Here is a 16,794-nt window from a genome sequence, read left to right as displayed (position 1 = left end):
GTCACGGTTCTCGGGCGGGGACCATCCACTCGGCGGCCAGCCGCCGGTAGTACGGGCTGCTGACCAGGAGATCCTCGTGATCGCCGACCGCGACGACCCGGCCGCCGTCCAGCACGACGATCTGGTCGGCGTCCCGGACGGTCGAGAAACGGTGCGCCGCCACCAGCAGGGCACAGTCTCGGGAGACCTGCTCGATGGCCCGGCGCAGGGCGGCCTCGTTGACCGGATCCAGGTGGGCGGTGGGTTCGTCCAGCAGGAGCAGGACCGGGCGGGCCAGCAGCGCCCGGGCCACGGCGATCCGCTGGCGCTGGCCGCCGGACAGCCGGACCCCGCGCTCGCCGAGCTGGCTGTCCAGCCCGCCGGGCAGACGCTTCACCAGATCGTCGAGGTTGGTCAGCTCGACGACCCGGGCGATCTCGGCGGGGCTCGCGCCGGGCGCGCCGTAGGTGAGGTTCTCCCGCAGGGTGCCGTGGAAGATCGGCGAGTGCTGTTCGACCAGGCCGATCCGGGCTCGGCACTCGGACCGGCGCATCGCCCGCACGTCCATGCCACCGAGCAGGATCTGGCCGATCTCCGGCTCGTAGAACCGTTCGGCCAGGGCGAAGATCGTCGACTTGCCCGCGCCGGAACCGCCGACCAGCGCGATGTGGCCCCGCTCCGGCACCCGCAGCGTGAGACCCCGCAGAACCGGTTGCCCCGGGTCGTACCCGAACCAGACGTCGCGGAACTCCAGCGCCGCCGCCGACTGCCCGGCCGGCCGGCGTGCAAGGGGCGCCGGCTCGTCGGTCTCGCCCGGCAGGGCCAGGATCTCGTTGACACGCTCCAGCGCGCCACGGCTCTCCTGGATCGCGCTGATCGCCTGGAAGACCGAGCTGATCGGTACGGCCAGATAGGTGATGTACAGCAGGAACGCCACCAGGTCGGCCAGCGAGCTCTCGCCGGTGGTGACACGCACGCCGCCGACCAGCAGCACCACCAGGAAGGAGCCGTCCACCGCCAGGTGGCTCGCCACCCCCACCGCTGCGCTCAGCCGGGCCGTACGGACACCGTGCGCATAGGCGGTACGCGCCTGCGCCCCGATGCGCTCGGTCTCCCGCTGCTCGGCGCGGCTGGCCCGTACCGTCCGCAGCGACGACAGCGCCCGGTCCAGGTCGCCGGCCATCTCACCGGTGGCCTGCTGGCCGCCGAGCGAGGCCTGCCGCATGCCGCGCATCATCGGCACCAGGGTGGACAGGCCGGCCGCCACGAGCACCGCCACCACGAGGAACAGGAGCGGGTCGAGCCAGATCAGCACGGCCACCGCCCCGCCCAGCCCGATCACGCCGGCGACCGCGTCCGTACAGCCGTCGGCGACGAGCCGGCGCAGCGCGAAGCTGTCGGTTCCGGCCCGCGAGATCAGATCGCCGACCCGGTAGCGGTCGTGGACCGGCATGGTGAGCCGCAGCAGGCGGTGCACCAGGTTGAGCCGGATCCCGAGAACGATCTCCTCCCCGGCCCGGGCCAGCACGAACCCGGCGACGGCCTGGACCAGCGCCTGCGCCGCGAACAGCGCCACCAACAGCAGGACCACGACGGTGAGCGGCCGCCCGGCGCCGCTGGCCTCGACGAGATGCCGGACCAGCAGCGGCTGGGCGAGACCGAGCGCGGAACCCGTGAGGGTCAGCGCCACGGCCAGGGCGATGCGCCGGCGGTGGCCGCGGATCAGGTCGAGCAGACCCAGCCGGCCATCGGCCGGGCGCGCCGGGTCAGCGGTCACCGGACGCCGGAACCGTGATCAGTTTGGCCAGATATCCGTCGGGCATCGGTTCGTCCACCATCCGCCCGCCGGCCTCCACCCAGGCGTGCGCGGTGAACGGCGGCGCCATCCCGACCCCGACGCACCAGGCCGGCCAGTGGCCGGCTAGGCGGCACAGGATCACGGTGGCCAGCGACCGGGGCAGGCATCCCTGCGGGCCCAGGCATCGCAGGCTGACCGCGAGGACCATGTCCCGCGCAGCCTTCGCCTCCGCGTACCCGGACGGCCGGGCCCCGCGGCGCAGCACCGTCAGCACCGCACGGATGCGTTTGGGCGGCGCCATCGCCAGACCACGGGCCAGGAGTACGGCGACGCGCGCCACCAACCGCCGGCCGACGGTGCCCGGCGGCGTGGGCCGTACCAGGGCCGCGGGCGTCGTCACGAGACCACCAGCCCGGCCGCGGTGAGTTCCGCGAGCACCGCGTCGACGTCGCGCAGCGCCCGGTCCCGGTCCACGTCGAACGCGTCGAGCAGGGTGTCGGCGGCGCGGTCGCGATCACCGCCCTCGGTCAGGATCCGCATGATCAGGGCCGCGCTCGGGTTGAGCTGCCAGTACCGCCCGTCCCGCTGGTCCAGCAGGACGGTGCCGTACTCGGTGTCGGCCGTCGTCAGATCAGGGTGCAGCCGTGGCGACATCGCCGGAACTCCTTTCCATGGTGCCCAGCCCGCGCAGCCACACTTCGCAGCCGATGGTCGAGTAGAGGACCGCGTGGCGCAGGCTCGGATCGTCCGGCCGCTCGGTCAGGTCGATGAGCCGGTCGCGGTCGACCAGGCCCATCTCCGCCAGGCGCGACTGCTCCCACATGGCGATCAGGTCGGCCCGGTTGCGGCGCAGGCCCAGGGCGGCGTCCCGGGCGGCCTGGGCCTTGCTGGTCCGGGCCAGGCACTCGTCCGGGACGACGCCGCGCATGGCCTCCACGAGCAGCGGTTTGTAGCGCCACGGGGTGACCCGCTCCAGTGGGTTCACCGAAAGGCACGCGCTGATCACCCGGTCGTCGAAGAACGGCGAGGCCATGGGCAGTCCGGCCCGTCGGCTCATCTGCTCCCACTGGCGGACGATCCGGCCGGTGACCAGGATCTGTTCGATGTCGACGTGCATGCCGCGGTCGCCGCTCAGCGGTTCCACCGATTCCGCCGCGGCCCGCATCGTCTCCACCACCAGTTCGGCGGCGTGATTGGTCACCCACGGGAACAGACGTGGTGGCGAGGTCCAGCCGAGCGTGCCCCGGACCGGCTCCGGCAACGGTTGCCGCAGTTCACCGGCGGTGCCGGCGAGCCAGCGCGGGTACGACCTGGTGTCGGCGAGCGCGCCCAGCATCGGGAGCAGCGGCCAGGTGAACAGGGCCCGGAAACCCCTCAACTGCCGGATCGCGGCTACCGGACGGCGGCGCAGCAGCCGGTGGTAGTAGGCCTCCGAGCACCAGGTGAGATGGTCGCCGCCGATCCCGGTCAGATGCAGCCGGCTGCCCGCGGCGGCCAACTGCGGCACATGACTCAGCGCGCGGGCGCGGTCCAGCATGCCGATGGTCGGTTCGTCCAGGGGGTCGTCGATGTCGAGCAGCCCCTCGTAGACCAGCGGGGAGTCCTCGGCCCGCCACACCAGGTGCTCCACACCGGGCATATGGGCGGCGGCCCGCCGTGCCCACGGCAGGTCGTCATCGGTGGGGTCCAACCCCGGCCATGTGCTCGCGAGCACGCGGCTGTCGCCGGTCGCGGCGAGGAAACAGACCGACGTCGAGTCCAGGCCTCCGGACAGGTCGCTGCTGATCGTCCCGCCGGCCGCCGTACGCGCGCGCACCGCGTCGGCGAGGGCCTCGCGGACCAGCGGAGCGCCCTCGGCGAGCGACCGGGTGGGCTCCGGGGGCTTCCACCAGCGTGCGATGTGTACGGTCCGGCCGCCGCGGTCCAGCACCGCGTACCGTCCGGCTGGAACGCCGTGCACCCCGTGCCACAACGGCTTGTCCAGGAGAGGATGCGGCGCCGGCCAGAGCAGCCGTACCGCGATCTGCCGCTCGTCGAGGGCCGCGCCGGCGAGAGCGGCCAGCACGTCGGCCCGGTCGCAGCCGACCTGGATGCCCTCGACCTGGGCGTAGTGGGCGATCCGCAGATTCGAGACGCTGCCCTGGAACCGGACCCGCCCGGCCGCGGTGGCCACCAGGTGGAAGCTTCCGGTCAGCGAGGCGGCGAACGCGTCGAGGTCGGCGACCTCCCGCAACCGGCCGGCCCGGCGGGCCAGCGCCTCCGGATCGATCGGGCAGCAGCCGAGCAGCGCGATCCCGGCGGAGCCCGCCTGCGCCACGGTGAGTTCGTCGCCGGACCAGCGCCCGACGATCCAGGGCCGCCCGGACGCGTGCCGGAGGGTACGGGTGTGCGGCCCGTCCAGGCGCCGGGCCACGGCGAGGCCGGCCTCGTGGTCGGGGAGGACCACGAAGTACGGCTCGCCGTGGCGCAGCATGTCAGTCACGACAGACATGAATTCAGTACGGCGACCGAGAGATCAGTTCTTGCTCAGGATCAGGCGGTCGCGGCCCTTGAACTGCAGGAGCCCGGTCTCGGTACGGAAGTCACCGACGACCGTCACCTTGGGAGCCTCGTACGGGCGCTTGACAGTGGTCTTCTTCATGACATGGTCCCCTTCTCTCGGGACGGCGGAGCGGAACCACCGCCGACGGATGGGAACTTTATGCCCGATTCGGGCATTTAGTCCACTTATCTGCGGTGTTTCTCGGCGCAGCGGTGGCAACGGGTCGGGCACGGGGTCAGGGCGGCCGCCGCCGCAAGCCCACTGACGTGCAGGATCGTCTCCACCGCCGCGTCGAAGCCGGTGGACTCCCCGATGACGTGCTCGCCCTCGACGCCGAGCAGATCGCGGTCGGCGTACCAGTCGCGCATCGTCTCGGCGGTGACCGGAATCGGTTCGGCGCGGCCTTCGTGCCGGCGGACCGTCTCCTCGAACGACACGTCGAAGTAGAAGACGCTCGCCGGGCCGGGATGGTCGGCGATCAGCCGGCGCAGCGCCGTGCCGTGGCCGCCGGAGTCCAGAATGCCCTCCAGCACCACGTGATAGCCGAGGCCGAGCGCCGATCGTACGGTGGTGTCGATGAACGCGGGCGCGACCGGATCGTGGCGGTTGCTGCCGTGCTCGCGCAGCAGGACCCGGCGCAGATAGTCCTGTTCGACCAGAGCGGCGCCGCGGCCGTAGCGGCGGCGCACCTCACGGGCCGTGGTGGTCTTCCCGGATCCCGAGTTGCCCCGGATCACGACCAGCGTCGGTTTCACCATGGCTCAACATCACAGCAGTCCGGCGAGCTTGTACAGCACCAGCGAGCCGGCCACGGCGACGTTCAGGCTCGACCCGTTGCCGATCATCGGGATCTCCACCACGCCGTCGAGCAGATCGAGCGCCTCCGGCGGGATTCCGGTGGCCTCGTGCCCGAGCACCATGACGGTGCGGCGCCGGGCCGCCGGCAGGTCGGCGAGCCGGACCGCCTCGTCGGCGAGTTCCACCCCGAGGACCTGTGTGCCCGCCGCGCGCTCCCCGGCGAGCCAGGCCAGGGGATCGCCGACCCGGTGCACGCAGGCGGGCTTCCGTAGCGTGTTGCCCCGGGCGAGAGCCGCGTCCACCCAGTGGTACGGCGGCGCCGCCAGGCAGGCGCCGACGGCGTCGCAGGTGCGCAGCAGGGTGCCGAGATTGGCGTCGTGCATCGGCCAGAGGGTCGCCGCGACGAGATGGCCCCAACAGCGGTGCCGGCTGGGACGGCGGGCGGACCGGATCTCCCGCGGGGTGCGGGTGCGGATGGCGGGGCTCACCGGACGAGAGCGGAGACGCTCCGAAAATCAAGGATCATCTGGTACGTGCTTGTCGGCGCACGCGGGCCATCGACGAGGGAATGTTCCGCCGAGCAGCATACATCCCACCGAAAGCGTAACCTGGCAGTTACGCTTTCGGGGTGGACGAGGTGGCGGGCGCGATCGCCGACCCGGTGCGGCGCGAGATCCTGCTGATGCTGCGCGGCGAGCCGATGACGGCCGGGCAGGTCGCGGACCGGTTCGCGATCAGCCGGCCCGCGGTCAGCCGGCATCTGCGCGTGCTGCGCGAGGCCGGGCTCGTCCGCGGCACCGCTGACGGGCGCCGCCGGGTCTACGAGCTGGTCACCGGGCCGCTCGACGAACTCGCCGGGTGGCTGGAGACGCTGCGGCGCCCGGCCGGCTGGCAGCAGCACCTCGACGCCCTGGAGACCGAGGTGTACCGAACCCGCCGGGAACGGCGAGACGTTCCCGTTGCTGAGAAGGAGAGCGCATGAGCCCGACACCCACCGGCCGGATCCTGGGCGGTGACCTGGTTCTGACCCGCAGCTTCCGCGCGCCGGTCGCGGACGTCTGGGCCAGCCTGACGGAGCCCGACCGTACGGCCCGATGGTTCGGCCCGTGGAAGGGCGACGCCGCGCCCGGCAACACCATCCAGGTCCAGATGGTCCAGGAGGAGGGCCGGCCGTGGATGGACATGACCATCGACGCGTGCGAGCCGCCCCGCCGCCTGGCGCTCTCCGCCGTCGACGACTACGGAAGCTGGCATCTCGACATGGTGCTCACCGAGGCGGGCGGCGTCACCGAGCTGCGTTTCACCCAGCACCTCTCCGGTACGGAGAACGTCGGCGAGGTCGGCCCCGGCTGGGAGTACTACCTGGACCTGCTGGTGGCCTCCCGCGACGGCACCCCGCTCCCCAGCTTCGACGACTACTACCCGGCCATGAAGGACCACTTCGAGTCGCAGCGCTGACTACCGCCGGGTGTAGCGGTGCTTCACCCCGCGCGGGAAGAACTCCGGGTCGTCGGCGGGGCGCAACTCGATCCGCGGCGTCCGGTGCTCCGGCGGCACGTAGTTGGCGAACTCGCTGTTCAGGCGCAGCAGCTCGGTGCGGATCGATCCGGCGGCGAGCGCCGCACGCTCCGGCGTGGGCTCCGCGCCGGCGGCGAGTTCCACCACGACCGACAGATGCCGGTCACGGTCCTCGTCCTCGATCGTCCGGAGCACGAAGCGCCCGGTCGTCCACTCGCTGACCCCCGGCCGTTCCAGACCCACGGTGACGTTCTCCGGGTAGACGTTGGCGCCGAAGAACGACACGGTGAACAGGGAACGGCCGAACACGTACACGAACGGCAGCTCCGGGCCGTCACCCGGATCGAAGCCGTGCTCCCGGCAGAGCGCGACCATCTCCGGGTACGACAGCAGCCCGCCCTCGTCCGCGATGTGGTACCTGACCAGCGGCACCATGCCGTCGGCGCTGAACGCGAGCGTCCCGTCCGGCGCCGTCTCGAACAGGCGGGCCGCCGGATCGTACTGAACGAGCGTAGGCAGCCGGGAGTCGCCGAACAGTTTCGTGGCGACCTCCGGGCGGTCGGCGAGAAACCGCCTGATCCGTACGCTCAACGCCGTCTCGTTGCCGAGCACCCCGGCGTCGGCCGTCCCGTACAGTGACGCCACCCCGGACACCGGGTCGGTGATCGCGGCCCGGGCGGCGACCAGATCCCGCCACTGCTCGCTGAACACCTCACCGGCCAGCACCAGCTTCACGTCGTACTCCGGCCAGTCCACGCCCCGGGCCAGGCCGGCGTCCACGACGTTCTTCACGAACGGCGGATAACCCAGCAGCACCACCTGCTCGAAGTGCCGGCCCAGTTCGCCGACCACCCGCAGGATCTCGCCGATGTCGTTGCCCGGGGCGGCCACCGTGACCGGAAACCCCGCGGCCGACAACTGCCGGCAGGCCGCTACCGTGTACATCCCGCCGACCCAGTTGCCCAGCGCGAAACACACCACCGCCAGGGTGCTGCGCCGGTCCGCGCCGAACCCGTCCCGGAACACCTGCGCGAACCGGGCGGTCACCGGCTCCTCGTCACGCTCCGAGCGCGGCCACACCGTCGCCCGCCCCGACGACCCGGACGACAGCGCCACCATCGCGGCCGCGTCCAGGCGCCCGTCCCGGCACCGCTCCGGCAGCGGGAACCGCAGGTGGTAGCCCTCCTTGGTCATCAGCGGGATCTGGCCGGGCTCGCGGACCGCCGCCGGGTCCACGCCCTGCTCGGCCAGAAACCGCCGATAGGCCGGAACACTGCCGGCCGCGTCCCGGAACAGATCCAGAATCGTGGTGTCGAGCTGCATACCGCCAGACTGCCCTACCTACACTCACCCGGTGCCGCAAAGCCGTTTCGTCGACAGCGGGCGATGGCTGCCCTCGTTCGCCGGGGAGTTCCTCGTCCGCTGCCCGCGCTGCCCGGCCACCGCGACCGTCCGGCGGGGCTGGGACCGGGAGGCGCGCTGGTGGGAACCCGCCGCGGTGACCTGCGGCGGCTGCGGCTTCGCCCGCCGTCAGGACCGGCGGGCCGGGTGCGAGTGCGGGCGCTGCCGCCGCCCACTGCCACCGGGCTGGTCCGGACCGGTACGGGTCTGCGTACGCGGGCACTGCGGCACCTGCGGCAGCCCGGTCCGGGTGTGGCGGCGGGAGGAGGCGGCGCCCGGCTACCGGACCGTCACCGTGGACTGCGCCACCTGCGGGGCCACCGCGGAGAGCGGCTACGACCTGCACCCGGTGACCGTCCCGGACGCCGTCGTCGACAACTGCTTCGGCCTTCCGCTGCGGCTGCAGGCGCCGTGCGCGGGCCACACCCTGTGGGCGTTCAACGCCGCGCACCTCGCCTACCTCGAGGACTACCTGCGCGCCGGGCTCCGGGAACGGCACGACGCCCCCGCCAAGTCGGTGATCTCCCACCTGCCGCGCTGGCTCAAACAGGCCGGCGTCCGGGCCGAGGCCCTGCGCGCGGTGCGTCGCCTGGAACGCCTGCTGCCAGCGCTTTAGAGATCTTTCGCGGTCAGGGGGAGGGCTGCGCGTTTCGCGTCCACCAGATTTGCGATCTTGAATGCTTTGCCACCGAAAACGGTGGTGAACCGTCCAAGATCGGCGTTTCGATCGGTGTGAGAGGGGCCGCAGCCGCGACCCTTCCCGCGAACGAGGTCTAGGCTCCGGCCATGCTGGTTGACGGCGACTTCTCGATCCCGGACTCGTTCAGTGCCGACGGCTTGCGGCTGGAACTGCTCGGACCCCGCCACAACGAGGCGGACCACGCCGCCTGGACGTCGAGCATCGACCACATCCGGTCGACCCCCGGGTTCGACCGTGGCTGGCCGCCCGCGAATGGGATGACGCTCACCGAGAATCTGGCCGACCTGGCAAGCCACGCCGACCGGTCGGCCCGCCGGGTGGACTTCGCGTACTCGGTCATCGACCCCGCTACCGGCGACGTGGTCGGTTGCGTCTACTTCAAGCCCACGGCGGCCGGCGAGGTTCGGGCGACTTCCTGGGTGTCCGCCACCCACGCCCACCTGGACGGCCCTCTGACCGGCATCGTGGGCACCTGGCTGCGCGAGTCGTGGCCGTTCGAGGTGGTCCACTACCGCACGGGCCACACTCCGATCACCATTCGCGGGAATCCCGCCTGACCCGGGTGGCGTGATCGCGGTGACCGTGGGATGTGCGGTCACAGGGCGGCGAGGAAGCGGTTGACCTGGCCGTGGCTGGTGAAGCGCAGGTAGCCGGCGTGCCCGGCGTGTTCGGCGATGAGGGCCTCGACGCGGGGCCGCATCGTGCGGCGGTAGCGCACCACGTACCGGATGAAGGAGGGGGTGATCCGGTGCCGGCCACGGCGCCGGGCGATGCCCCACAGACAGGTGTGTGCGGGCAGGTCGAGGAGGATGACGGTGTCGGCGTGGGCCAGCCGGATCGGTAGCGTCGAGGCGTAGTTGCCGTCGATGATCCACCGGTCGGCGGCCACCAGGTCGCGCTGTGCCGCGGCGAATTCGTCGACGGGGGCCGGATTCCAGTCATTGTCGTAGTACAGGTCGTCCAGGTGGGTGACGGGCAGACCGAGCCGGGTGGCGAGCTGCCGGGCGAGGTGGCTCTTGCCGGCGCCGCCGCAGCCGAGGATCGCGATGCGCTGCCTCGGCGCGGACGGATCAGCGTGCCCCACCGGGCCGGGGGAGAGAAGCCGCATTCGCGGTGGCGCCGGCGCGCCGCGGGTCGCCCAGCCGGGCCCAGGCGCCGGTCACCGTCGTCAGGCGGTAAGGCCCCCATGACGTGTCGAGGGACCGGGCCAGTTGCTCGGCCCGGTCGGTCAGTGCCCGGGCCAGGGCCGGACGGTGGGATTCGGCCAACCGGCGGCTCTCCCTCGGGAGTCGGTACGGCGGTGACCCGATGCTATCCGGCCGAGCGCAGCCGTCCCATCACGACACCGGCCACGTCGGTCAGCGGGATGAAACCCCAGACGCGCGAGTCGATGCTCTCCGGATGGTCGCCGAGCAGCACGCCCATGCCGGGCGGCACGGTGCGGCCGGCGTGCGCCACGGACTCCGGCGCCGGGTCGCCCGGGAGTGCGGCCAGCCGTTTCACCAGCCACGTCGTCACGTAGGCGCCGGTGCGGCGGTCGCCGTCGGGATGGTGGGCGATCACCACGTCGCCGCGCCGGAGCCGGCGGGTACGGCGTACCAGAAGGCGGTCTCCGGGTTTGAAGGCCGGCGACATGCTGTCGCCGACGACGTCGATGAGCAGCAGCCGTCGCCGTGCCGAGGCGAGCACGCCGGCGGCCGCGAGCAGGGCCAGAACGCCACCCACCATGTCGTGTTCGGTCCCTTCGCTGTCGGGGCGGTGGCCGGTCCGGCGGAACCGGCCACCCCGGGAGGGTCAGCAGCAGCCGGCGCGCGAGCTGTAGTACGGCCCGGAGCAGCTGCGCTGCTGAGAGGCGTAACAGCGGGGCGAGCCGCTGACGATCCGGTTGTAGTAGTAGGTGCAGACGGGCCCGCCGCAGCCGATGTAGGCGAGCGTGCAGTTCGTGCACGCGGACGCCTTCGCCTTCGGCAGCACGGCGCTCAGCATCTTGTCGCCCAGCCGGGCGATGGTTCTGGTCATTTGAATCCTTTCGTTGATACTCCGGCCTTCTGGTCGGAGAGAAAACGGAATCGCCTGCAGAGCAGGCGGGGAGGACTGATGCCCCGTCCGGGTCGATCGGTGTTGGGTGCGCCGCCCCCGTCACGACCGTGCTCGTACGTCTGTTCTATCCTGTGTGGATGGTCAGGGTGGTGGAGCGCGGATACAAGTACCGCTTCTACCCCACCCCGGCGCAGGCCGGCCTGTTGACGCGGACGTTCGGGTGTGTCCGGCTGGTGTACAACCTGGGGTTGCAGGCGCGCCGTGACGCGTGGGAGCAGCGGCGGGAGAGTCTCGGCTACGGGGCGACGTCGGCGTTGTTGACCGACTGGAAGAAGACGACCGAGTTGGCGTTTCTGGCCGAGGTGTCGTGTGTGCCGTTGCAGCAGGCGCTGCGGCACCTGGACACCGCCTACAACAGGTTCTACAAGGGCGAATCCCGGTTTCCGCGGTTCAAGTCGCGTAAGCGGTCGCGGCGGTCGGCGGAGTTCACCGCGAGCGCGTTCACCTATCGGCCGGGTGAGTTGCGGCTGGCGAAGCTGATGGATACGCCGCTGCAGGTGGTGTGGTCGCGGCCGCTGCCGGAGGGTGTGGTGCCGTCGACGGTGACCGTGTCCCAGGACCGGGCCGGCCGCTGGTTCGTCTCCCTGCGATGCGAGGCCCCAGCCACCGTCGCTCCCACCACCGAGAAGGTGGTGGGGATTGATGCCGGGTTGAACCGCTTGTTGACGTTCTCGACCGGTGAGCTGGTGGGGAATCCGCGGCAGGAGCGCCGTGAACGCGGGCGGCTGGCGCGGGCTCAGCGGGTGTTGGCGCGGAAGGAGAAGGGCTCCCGGAACCGGGAGAAGGCGCGGCTGCGGGTGGCGCGGGTGCATGCCCGAGTGGCTGACCGGCGCCGGGACATGTTGCACAAGGTGACGACTCGGCTCGTGCGCGAGAATCAAGTGCTCGTGATCGAGGACCTCGCCGTCCGCAACATGCTCCAAAACCACACACTCGCGCGGGCGATCAGCGACGCCTCCTGGCGTCTGTTTCGCACCCTGCTCGAATACAAAGCGACCGAGTACGGGCGGACGCTGATCGTGGTGCCGCGCTGGTATCCGTCCACCCGGCTCTGCTCCCACTGCGGCCTGCGTACGGAAAAGATGGAACTGTCGGTGCGGGTGTGGACCTGCACCGGCTGCGATAACAGGCATGATCGGGACGTGAACGCGGCCCGTAACCTGGTGGCCGCCGGGCTGGCGGTGACGGCCTGTGGAGCTGATGGAAGACCTCAACGGGGAACCACCTCCCGGGCAGGCGATCGGCTGTGAAGCAGGAAACACTCTGGGGCGACCCAGTGGAATCCCCGCCCCTTCAGGCGGGGAGATGTCAAGCGAGTCGTTCCCTTCTTGAGCCCGACGTCGTGTCGGCGCGGACCGAGCCTCGCAACGGCCGCTAACGAGCCGCTAACGATGCGCTGTCGCCGAGCGGCCGCGGGCGGCGTCGATCAGGTGGGCGATCCGGTGGCCCGGCGCCACGCCCAGGCCGGTGGCGAGCGTGCGGCTCAACCGGTCGTGGACCGCCAGGGCCGCCGCGATGTCGCCGCGTTCGAGATGTGCCGCCATCAGGTGCTCCCAGGCGCGTTCCCGGTACGGGGCCTGCCGCACCAGCGATTCCATGGCGTCGATGGCGGCGGCCGGATCGCCGAGTGCCAGGTCCGCCTCGGCGAGGTCCTCCATGACCCGCCAGCGGCGCTCGTCGAGAGCATGCGTGACACCGGCCGCCCAGGCCGACCGGAGGTCCGCGCACGCCGACGCGCCGCGCCACATCGACAGTGCCGCCCGCAGCAGTTCGGCCCGCTCCGGCAGGCCGGCGTCACGGGCCCGCCGAATCAGCTCGTCGTGCCGGACCAGGTCGGTGGTGACCCGATGCCGGCACAGCACGTACCCCGGAGGTTTGGTCTGCAGGGCGTCGGCGGCGCCGAAGCCGGCGAGAGTCTGGCGCAGCGCGCAGATGTGGCCCTGGAGTTTGGTCGTGGCGGTCATCGGCGGGCGGTCGTCCCAGATGGCCTCGAGCAGTTCCGGCACGCTGAGGGTGGTGCCGAGGCCGAGGCTGAGGGCGGTCAGCAGCGCGCGCCGGCCGGGTCCGCCGATGGCGGTCATCGGGTGTCCGGCCACGGTCACCTCGAGCGGGCCGAGCAGCGACACCCGGACCGTCGCGGTCATGGCGTCGCCCCGGTGACGAGCACGTCGTAGCCGGAGGCCTGCAACCGGAACAGCTCGGCGTAGCGGCCGTTCGCCGCCATCAGCGTGGCGTGGTCGCCCTGTTCCAGGATCGTGCCGGCGCGGAGGACCACGATCAGGTCGGCGTCCCGGACGGTGTTGAGCCGGTGCGAGACGAGCAGGCTGGCGCGGCCGTGCCGCAGCGACGACAGCCGCCGGTGGATCTCGTGTTCGGCCTCCACGTCCAGCCCGGACGACGGCTCGTCCAGGATCAGCAGGTCCGTGCCGTCGCGCAGGCAGGCCCGCGCCAGGGCCATCCGCTGCCACTGCCCGCCGGACAGCACGACACCGGCGGACGGGTCGGCTTCGTCGGTGAACGCCCTGGTCAGCACGGTGTCGTAGCCGCGGGGGAGGGCGCGCAGGGCGTCGTCCACCCCGGCGGTACGGGCCGCGGTCACGATGCGTTGCGGGTCGTCGGCGGCGGTCACGTCCCCGACGGCGATGTTGTCGTGGGCGGACAGCTCGTAGGACATGAAGTCCTGGAACGTCGCGGCGATCCGGGCCCGTAGCGAGGCCGGGTCCAGGCCGGTGATGTCGGCGCCGTCCCAGCGGATCACGCCCCGCGTCGGCGGGTAGAAGCCGCAGATGAGCTTGACGAGAGTGGACTTGCCCGCCCCGTTCTCGCCGACGACCGCGAGCGAGCTTCCGTACGGAACGGTGAACGTGACGCCGCGCAGCACCCAGTCGTGGTCGGGCGAGTAGCGGAACCAGACGTCGTCGAACTCCAGCCCGTGCCGCAGTGGCGGCGCCTCCGGCAGCGGTACGGCGGGCGCTCGCCCGGCGGCGGTGACGTCCACGTAGTGACCGAACATGATCATTGTTTCGCCGGCCATGGCGAGCTGCTGGACGAGACCCGAGACCGACATCTGTACGGCGGCGAGCGCCGCGATCACCACGACCAGGTCGCCGACCGTGCCGTGACCGGCCAGCACCTGCCGTACGAAGACGGCCAGCGCGACCAGCGACACCACCCCGGTCAGCGCGGCCAGGGAACCGTCCACCCACAGGGCGATCCGGTCCTGCCGCCGCTCCTGGGCCTGGGCCGCGTGCAGCTCACGCATCATCCGGCCGCGCAGGAACCCGCCGAGCCCGAACAGCCGGATCTCCTTGGCAGCGCGCATGTCGAGCAGCAGCCCGGCGTAGAACGCCTGCCGGCGGAACAGTGGCGCGGTGCGCTCCAGCATCTCGCCGCGCAGCCGGGCCAGCCGGATCTGGGCGGCGAGCGTGGGGGCGGCGGCCAGGAACACCAGGGCCGCCACCGGACCGGACCAGATCACGAGAGTCGCGGCGAACGTGCCGATCGTGATCAGTTCCTGGCCGACCCCGAGGAACATCGTGCTGAGCTGGGTCGGGGCGTACCGGCTCGCCTCGCCGGCCAGGCGCAGCCGGTCGTGGTAGCCGCTGTCCTCGAGTTCGGTGAGGCCCGGGTGCGCGGACACCGCGGTGAACAGCTCGGCCTGGGTGCGGACGAGGACCCGTCGTTCGGTCTCCCGCTCCACGTAGTGCGACACGTGCGCGATGACCGGAGTGAGCAGGCCCAGGAGGCCCAGCCCGGCGACCCCGGTGACGATCTCCGTCGTACCCCGGGTGGTCAGCCCTTCGATGATCGCCCTGGTGAACCAGGCGACCGCCACCGGTGTCAGCCCGCCCACAACCATGAGGACGGCGCTGAGCGCGGCGGCCCATGGCGCGGCACCCACGTGGATGGCGAGAGCCCGGCGGATCAAGCTTGCCGCCCGTTTCATGGCGCCACCTCCGCTGCGCTCCGGCGTCGCCATGAGTTCGAGACTGAGCCTGATGATTCGCTCGCAAGCTCGCTCATCGAATGTCTTCCGTGGAAACCCCCGGCCTTAGCCGTGAGGAGGAGACGGATCGCCTGCGGAGCAGGGAGGGGGTGACCCGTTCGCAGTCAAGGCGGATGGGCGTCTGGTCAGATGTTGAGTTGGTTCTCCACATGCCTCTTCGCGATCTCCAGGGTCGTTCGGCTTCGCGGGTATGGTGTCGGGTGTGTCCGAGACGGTGCGTTTCACCTTCCGCCTGCGGCCCGGCCGCACTGCGGAGGCCGCATTGCTCGGGGAGTGGGGTCGCTGCCGGTGGTTGTGGAACGAAGCCGTGCACCAGCAGAAGACTGGCCGCAAGCCGACGTTCGGCAAGCTGTCGAAGCTGCTGACCGACGCCCGCAGCCGGAACGCCTGGATGCGGGCCGGGTCGCAGGTCGCTCAGCAGCAGACGCTGCGCACCTACGGGGCGGCCCTGGGGCATTCGTTCACGGTGAAGGGCCGGGGCCGTCCGAAGGTCAAGCGGCTCAAGGACGCGTTGCCGAGCTTGGAGTACACGACTCGTGGCTTCTCGATCAAGGGTGGCCGGCTCTGCCTGCCGAACAGGGTCACGATCCCGGTCGTGTGGTCCCGGGAGCTGCCGTGTGACCCGTCCAGCGTGCGGGTCTACCGTGACAGCCTCGGCCATTGGTATGCCTCGTTCGTGGTCCGTCGGGACACGGGCGGCATGCCCGGGGCGGATTTGCCGGGCATCGGCGTCGACTGGGGTGTGAAGACGACCGCCACCACGACCGACCCGGCGTTCGACCTGCCGCACCTCGGGTATCGCCGACGGTGCGCGGCTGAACTGGCCAAGGCCCAGCGCAGGATGGCCCGCCGCCGCCGGCCGAAGGGGCAGCCGCCGTCGAAGGGCTACCAGACCGCGAAACGCCAGGCCGCTCGCATCGCCAGGAAGGCTGCCCGGCAGAACACTCACGACGCCCGTGTCTGGGCGAAGAACGTCACCGAGCATCACAGCTTGATCGCTGTGGAGGACTTCAAACCGAGGTTCCTCGCCAAGACGACGATGGCCCGTAAGGCCGCCGATGCGGCGATCGGCGCGTGCAAGAGAGAACTTGTCGAGCGTGGCATGCGGGCGGGCCGGAAGGTGGTGCTGGTGCCGCCCGCCTACACCACGATGACCTGCTCCGGGTGCGGCGAGAGCGCCAATCACCGCCTCGGACTGGGCGTACGAGTCTTCGAGTGCGCGGCCTGCGGCTACACCGCCGACCGCGACCTCAACGCCGCGAGGACGATCCTCGCCACGGCTGAACGCCACCGTGCCAGTGCCGACGACGTCAGACATCTGATCGCCTCCTTCCGGGACGGTGGATCAGGTGCGGTCCGAGCTGGGAATCCAGGGCCTGGCCCCGGAGGGAAATCCCCCGGAATAATCCATGGGGATCGTTAACGGCCGCCCAGCACGTCGTCCAGGCCGTGGTCGCGGTTCAGCAGGACACCGGCGTCGTCGAACAGCAGGAACGTCGGCGTCGCCTCGACCTGGAAGGCGTTCGTCATGTCGCCGGCGCCGGTCTCGACGATCAGCCGCCCGGCCTTCTCCAGCCGCGGCGACAGTCCGTCGGTGTCGCCGCCGGTCACGGTCAGGACGCTGACCACGGTGATGCCCATGGCGGCCAGGTCGTCGGCGCGGGCCGCGAGCCGGTCGGCCTGGGCCGGGCAGTGGTGGCAGCCGGCCGAGAAGAATCCGATGAGCGCCTGTGTTCCGGCCAGGTCGGTGCGGGACAGCCCGCCGTCCGGTGACGTGAACTCGGGCATCGGGTCACCGGGACGCATACCGGTGTCGGGTGGTGTGGTGATCTCGATGAGTCTCTTCTCGGTCTCCCGCAGCCGCCGGATGACGGCGCCGGTCAGGACCAGATCGAGCAGGACGAGCGCGGTGAGGACAGCAACCGCTACGGACAGCAGAGCCATGGGTCTCT

Annotated in this window: 21 protein-coding genes; 6 read left to right on the top strand and 15 right to left on the bottom strand. The window is 71.4% G+C overall.

The window, feature by feature from the left end; translation table 11 throughout:
- Position 1: 1 nt before the first annotated feature.
- The 7 genes from IEZ13_RS12670 to IEZ13_RS12640 all read right to left on the bottom strand — a co-directional run bounded on the left by IEZ13_RS12670 (position 2) and on the right by IEZ13_RS12640 (position 5,605).
- Complete coding sequence (locus tag IEZ13_RS12670) at positions 2 to 1,756, bottom strand: ABC transporter ATP-binding protein (RefSeq protein WP_183221496.1); 1,755 nt, start codon at positions 1,754 to 1,756, stop codon at positions 2 to 4.
- On the bottom strand, positions 1,746 to 2,177 hold the full coding sequence (locus IEZ13_RS12665) for a lasso peptide biosynthesis B2 protein (RefSeq protein WP_183221494.1): 432 nt from the start codon (positions 2,175 to 2,177) through the stop codon (positions 1,746 to 1,748). The genes IEZ13_RS12670 and IEZ13_RS12665 overlap by 11 nt, the downstream gene beginning before the upstream one ends.
- Positions 2,174 to 2,431, bottom strand: a complete 258-nt coding sequence (locus IEZ13_RS12660) for a lasso peptide biosynthesis PqqD family chaperone (protein ID WP_183221492.1) — start codon at positions 2,429 to 2,431, stop codon at positions 2,174 to 2,176. The genes IEZ13_RS12665 and IEZ13_RS12660 overlap by 4 nt, the downstream gene beginning before the upstream one ends.
- A complete protein-coding gene (locus tag IEZ13_RS12655) occupies positions 2,409 to 4,268 on the bottom strand; it encodes an asparagine synthase-related protein (protein WP_203833770.1) in 1,860 nt (619 codons plus the stop codon). The genes IEZ13_RS12660 and IEZ13_RS12655 overlap by 23 nt, the downstream gene beginning before the upstream one ends.
- A 24-nt stretch (positions 4,269 to 4,292) precedes the next feature.
- Positions 4,293 to 4,418 carry a keywimysin-related RiPP gene (locus tag IEZ13_RS12650; RefSeq protein ID WP_183221489.1) on the bottom strand — a complete coding sequence of 42 codons (126 nt, stop codon included), beginning with the start codon at positions 4,416 to 4,418 and terminating at the stop codon, positions 4,293 to 4,295.
- 86 nt (positions 4,419 to 4,504) lie between these two features.
- Entirely contained in the window at positions 4,505 to 5,077 is a 573-nt protein-coding gene (locus tag IEZ13_RS12645) for an AAA family ATPase (protein ID WP_183221488.1), read from the bottom strand.
- A gap of 9 nt (positions 5,078 to 5,086) precedes the next feature.
- Complete coding sequence (locus IEZ13_RS12640) at positions 5,087 to 5,605, bottom strand: TrmH family RNA methyltransferase (RefSeq protein ID WP_183221486.1); 519 nt, start codon at positions 5,603 to 5,605, stop codon at positions 5,087 to 5,089.
- A gap of 140 nt (positions 5,606 to 5,745) precedes the next feature.
- Here IEZ13_RS12640 and IEZ13_RS12635 point away from each other — a divergent pair, with 140 nt between their 5' ends.
- Positions 5,746 to 6,099: a metalloregulator ArsR/SmtB family transcription factor gene (locus IEZ13_RS12635; protein ID WP_183221485.1), complete on the top strand. Its 354-nt coding sequence runs from the start codon at positions 5,746 to 5,748 to the stop codon at positions 6,097 to 6,099.
- Entirely contained in the window at positions 6,096 to 6,575 is a 480-nt protein-coding gene (locus IEZ13_RS12630) for an SRPBCC family protein (protein ID WP_183221484.1), read from the top strand. Before IEZ13_RS12635 ends, IEZ13_RS12630 begins: the two co-directional genes overlap by 4 nt.
- Here IEZ13_RS12630 and IEZ13_RS12625 read toward each other — a convergent pair whose 3' ends face one another.
- A complete protein-coding gene (locus IEZ13_RS12625; RefSeq protein WP_183221483.1) occupies positions 6,576 to 7,958 on the bottom strand; it encodes a phenylacetate--CoA ligase family protein in 1,383 nt (460 codons plus the stop codon).
- 31 nt (positions 7,959 to 7,989) lie between these two features.
- On the opposite strand from IEZ13_RS12625, the gene IEZ13_RS12620 reads away from it, so the two are divergent.
- Complete coding sequence (locus IEZ13_RS12620; RefSeq protein WP_183221482.1) at positions 7,990 to 8,652, top strand: hypothetical protein; 663 nt, start codon at positions 7,990 to 7,992, stop codon at positions 8,650 to 8,652.
- A 170-nt stretch (positions 8,653 to 8,822) separates the two neighbouring features.
- Positions 8,823 to 9,293 carry an N-acetyltransferase gene (locus IEZ13_RS12615; protein ID WP_183221481.1) on the top strand — a complete coding sequence of 157 codons (471 nt, stop codon included), beginning with the start codon at positions 8,823 to 8,825 and terminating at the stop codon, positions 9,291 to 9,293.
- Between the two features lie 38 nt (positions 9,294 to 9,331).
- On the opposite strand, the gene IEZ13_RS12610 is transcribed toward IEZ13_RS12615, so the two are convergent.
- From IEZ13_RS12610 to IEZ13_RS12595, 4 genes are all read right to left on the bottom strand, one after another.
- The gene (locus IEZ13_RS12610) at positions 9,332 to 9,820 is read right to left on the bottom strand and encodes a P-loop NTPase family protein (RefSeq protein WP_229794642.1); all 489 of its coding nucleotides are present in this window, start codon (positions 9,818 to 9,820) and stop codon (positions 9,332 to 9,334) included.
- Positions 9,807 to 10,004 carry a hypothetical protein gene (locus IEZ13_RS12605; RefSeq protein ID WP_183221477.1) on the bottom strand — a complete coding sequence of 66 codons (198 nt, stop codon included), beginning with the start codon at positions 10,002 to 10,004 and terminating at the stop codon, positions 9,807 to 9,809. Before IEZ13_RS12605 ends, IEZ13_RS12610 begins: the two co-directional genes overlap by 14 nt.
- A gap of 43 nt (positions 10,005 to 10,047) precedes the next feature.
- Positions 10,048 to 10,464, bottom strand: coding sequence for a S26 family signal peptidase (locus IEZ13_RS12600; RefSeq protein ID WP_183221474.1), 417 nt, complete (start codon positions 10,462 to 10,464; stop codon positions 10,048 to 10,050).
- Positions 10,465 to 10,530: 66 nt separating this feature from the next.
- On the bottom strand, positions 10,531 to 10,755 hold the full coding sequence (locus IEZ13_RS12595; protein WP_183221472.1) for a hypothetical protein: 225 nt from the start codon (positions 10,753 to 10,755) through the stop codon (positions 10,531 to 10,533).
- Positions 10,756 to 10,913: 158 nt separating this feature from the next.
- On the opposite strand from IEZ13_RS12595, the gene IEZ13_RS12590 reads away from it, so the two are divergent.
- On the top strand, positions 10,914 to 12,086 hold the full coding sequence (locus IEZ13_RS12590) for an RNA-guided endonuclease InsQ/TnpB family protein (RefSeq protein ID WP_203833771.1): 1,173 nt from the start codon (positions 10,914 to 10,916) through the stop codon (positions 12,084 to 12,086).
- A gap of 135 nt (positions 12,087 to 12,221) precedes the next feature.
- Here the strand turns inward: IEZ13_RS12590 and IEZ13_RS12585 are convergent, their stop codons facing one another.
- Together IEZ13_RS12585 and IEZ13_RS12580 are read right to left on the bottom strand one after the other, a co-directional pair.
- Entirely contained in the window at positions 12,222 to 12,980 is a 759-nt protein-coding gene (locus tag IEZ13_RS12585; protein WP_183221470.1) for an AfsR/SARP family transcriptional regulator, read from the bottom strand.
- Positions 12,977 to 14,782: an ABC transporter ATP-binding protein gene (locus IEZ13_RS12580; RefSeq protein WP_183221468.1), complete on the bottom strand. Its 1,806-nt coding sequence runs from the start codon at positions 14,780 to 14,782 to the stop codon at positions 12,977 to 12,979. The genes IEZ13_RS12585 and IEZ13_RS12580 overlap by 4 nt, the downstream gene beginning before the upstream one ends.
- 262 nt (positions 14,783 to 15,044) lie before the next feature.
- Between IEZ13_RS12580 and IEZ13_RS12575 the strand changes: the two genes are divergently transcribed.
- A complete protein-coding gene (locus tag IEZ13_RS12575; protein ID WP_203833772.1) occupies positions 15,045 to 16,265 on the top strand; it encodes an RNA-guided endonuclease InsQ/TnpB family protein in 1,221 nt (406 codons plus the stop codon).
- Here IEZ13_RS12575 and IEZ13_RS12570 read toward each other — a convergent pair.
- Complete coding sequence (locus IEZ13_RS12570) at positions 16,262 to 16,786, bottom strand: TlpA family protein disulfide reductase (protein WP_183221464.1); 525 nt, start codon at positions 16,784 to 16,786, stop codon at positions 16,262 to 16,264. The two genes, IEZ13_RS12575 and IEZ13_RS12570, sit on opposite strands and share 4 nt — an antisense overlap.
- Between the last annotated feature and the right edge of the window lie 8 nt (positions 16,787 to 16,794).

The sequence above is a fragment of the Actinoplanes campanulatus genome (assembly GCF_014647795.1).
GTDB classification, from domain to species: domain Bacteria; phylum Actinomycetota; class Actinomycetes; order Mycobacteriales; family Micromonosporaceae; genus Actinoplanes; species Actinoplanes campanulatus.
This window is presented reverse-complemented; position numbering and strand designations above follow the sequence as displayed.